4 protein-coding genes are annotated in these 2,565 nt (G+C 66.5%); 1 reads left to right on the top strand and 3 read right to left on the bottom strand.

The annotated features are described in order from the left end of the window. The 3 genes from V7116_RS15290 to V7116_RS15280 all read right to left on the bottom strand — a co-directional run. Nucleotides 1-736 (bottom strand): GNAT family N-acetyltransferase (locus V7116_RS15290; protein WP_324392813.1); only part of this gene is annotated, 736 nt, incomplete at its 3' end. Then, complete coding sequence (locus V7116_RS15285; RefSeq protein WP_324392812.1) at nt 733-1,182, bottom strand: GNAT family N-acetyltransferase; 450 nt, start codon at nt 1,180-1,182, stop codon at nt 733-735. The genes V7116_RS15290 and V7116_RS15285, both read right to left, overlap by 4 nt. A 40-nt stretch (nt 1,183-1,222) precedes the next feature. Beyond that, complete coding sequence (locus V7116_RS15280) at nt 1,223-1,663, bottom strand: universal stress protein (RefSeq protein WP_324392811.1); 441 nt, start codon at nt 1,661-1,663, stop codon at nt 1,223-1,225. A 303-nt stretch (nt 1,664-1,966) separates the two neighbouring features. Between V7116_RS15280 and pal the strand changes: the two genes are divergently transcribed. Further along, on the top strand, nt 1,967-2,473 hold the full coding sequence (pal, locus tag V7116_RS15275; protein WP_324392810.1) for a peptidoglycan-associated lipoprotein Pal: 507 nt from the start codon (nt 1,967-1,969) through the stop codon (nt 2,471-2,473). Nucleotides 2,474-2,565: the final 92 nt, after the last annotated feature.

The raw sequence follows: 2,565 nt of genomic DNA, 5'->3' as shown, positions 1-2,565 counted from the left end.
TTTCGCCCCAGGGTCCGCCCAGGCACAGGCCGACGATCTCGCCCGCTGCGACAGCCACCAGCCACAGACCCGGGTCGAACCCGTCGCTGAGGCGGATATGCTGCCACACCTCGAACGGGACCGGCAGATAGCCCCAGTTCTCGCCAAAGATCGTGTTTTCAGCGGCGTGCACGGCCTGCGCATCCCGTGCCGCGACGAAGGGCCGCGGCGTGACCCCGTCCGGCAGCGCGGGCGGCTCCGGCAGTCCGGCCAGATCGACGTGCATGAACCACGAGCTGCGCACCGCCGTGTAACCTTCGCGTTCCAGCAGCGCCACCGCCGACGCGGCGCTGTCCCGCGTGAAGCGCCGCACGCTCAGCGACAGATCGAGCGCCATTTCCGTTTCGGCGCGCTCCCGGTGACGCGCATCCGCGGCGCGCAGCAGCGCCGTGCCGATGCCCCGCCCCCGGTAGGCGGGCAGCACCGCGCCCGTTCCCCATCCCCGGCCCACAGTCGGGTCGAGATCGGCGGTGCAGTAGCCCACCAGTGCGCCCGTATCCGTCACTGCGACGAGACAGTTCCGCTCCGGCGCGAAGTAAGGCCGCTCGAACCGGGCGCGCAGCCCGTCGAGCGTGTCGGACTGGTCGTCGCCGTCCACCGCCGAGGCCGTGTTGATCACGTCCAGCAGCGCGGGCAGATCGTCCCACGCAAAACGCCGCACCGTCAAGGCGCGATCTTCGAGGCCGCGATCGCTCAACTGACGATCTCCGCCGGGTCGCCGCGCAGCACCTTCCGGTAGTGCACGAAACCCACGTAGGTCTGGAAGCCCGCGCGCTCGTAGATGCGAATCGCGCCCGGCACGTCCTCGCGCACACCCAGCCCGGCCCGCTCATACCCGTGTGCCTGCCCGGCGCGCATGCCCGCGCGCAGCAGCGCCGTGCCCAGGGCGAGGAACGCGGCGCCGGCCAGGCCCAGGCCCGAGACCAGCAGCGTGACGCCCGCGCCCTGCAGCAGCGGCCCGGGGCTCCCGTCGGGCTGCAGGATGAACCGCGGGACCCGGTACCACTGCCAGTTGTAGCCCATGGTTTCCGCGCCGCCGAGGACGGCCCAGGCCACGCCGAGCATGGTCAGGACGTATGCGCAGACGGAGCAGAGCGTGCCGCAGCGGCAGCGCAGGCGGGAGAGTGTGGCGCCGGTGTTCATGGGGAAAGGGCCCTGCGGCCGGGAGGCCGCAGGGAGGAAGTTATTCGGGGCGCAGGGTCATGACCGGCACGGGGGACGTCTTGACCACCTTCTCGGCCACGGAGCCGAAGAGGAGGCGGTTCAGGCCCTGTCGGCCATGGGTCGCCATGATGATGATGTCAGCCTTGTCCGCCTCGGCAAGATTGACGATGGCCTCGGCCGCGTCGCCGCTGACGACCTTGCCCGTGGCGCGGACGCCCTCGAAGTGCTTGGTCACGAAGTCCGCCATGGTCTTCTCCGCGCCGCTGACGATGTCGCCGACGAGCTGCGGCAGGGACGCCGCGGGCAGATCGAAGATCTCGTACTGGATCATGGACGGCGCCACGTAGACCACGAGGACATCGGCATCGAACTTGAGGGCGAACTCGCGGGCCGTCCTGGCGATGGCCGCGCTGGCGTCCGAAAAATCCACAGGGCAGAGAATTCTCTTGAACATGCTCATGCTCTACCTCCCGGTAATCATTTCAATTGCATATCCGGTCTGTTCCATGGACCGAAATTACCACAGCTGAAAATCATTGCAAGGATGAGCTGCCGAAAACCCGGCGGCCCCGCGTTCCCGGTTCCCCTCGACCCTCCCCCGCCCGGCTCGGCCCCTGCCCGGCGGGCCACGCAGCGCGGAAAAAATGCGGCGAGTACGCAAATTCTCTCTATTCAACGGAAAAAAAATAGTGTAGTTTCCCACGCATCGATTTTTTTATTCCATTTTCACAATTTAAACTGTTTTTGCAAAAAGGGGAATCTCATGAGGAAGTTGACTGTGCTGCTGATGTTGGTGTTCGCGCTGGCCATGGCCGGCGGTTGTGCGAAGAAAGTGGCCTCCACCCCGGCCGGCACCACGGCCTCCGGCGCCGGCGAAGGTTCCGCCGCCGCTCCGAGCGGCGTGAATGACGCCCAGCTCAAGGCCATCGACAAGATCGGCGCCGACCGCATCTACTTCGCCTTCGACAAGAGCGATCTGACCGAGGAGTCCCGCCAGATCCTGACCGAGAAGTCCGAACTGCTGAAGTCTTTCCCGGCCCTGTCCCTGCTGGTCGAAGGCCACTGCGACGAGCGCGGCACCAACGAATACAACATGGCCCTCGGTGAGCGCCGCGCCCGCGCTGCCTATGACTACCTGGTCATGATGGGCATCGAGCCCACCAGGCTGAGCATCATGAGCTACGGCGAAGAGCGTCCCGCCGTCGCCGGCGCCACGGAAGAAGCCTGGTCCAAGAACAGACGTTGCGAGTTCAAGGCCACCGCGAACTAGTTCCCGCGATTTCCGGCCCGGTTCTTCGAGCCCGGCCGGAATGTCCCGAGCGAGTTTTCGACCGCCCCCTCACGGGGGCGGTTTTTTTTTGG

The sequence above is a fragment of the Aggregatilinea sp. genome, assembly GCF_036822615.1.
GTDB lineage: Bacteria > Chloroflexota > Anaerolineae > Aggregatilineales > Aggregatilineaceae > Aggregatilinea.
This window is presented reverse-complemented; position numbering and strand designations above follow the sequence as displayed.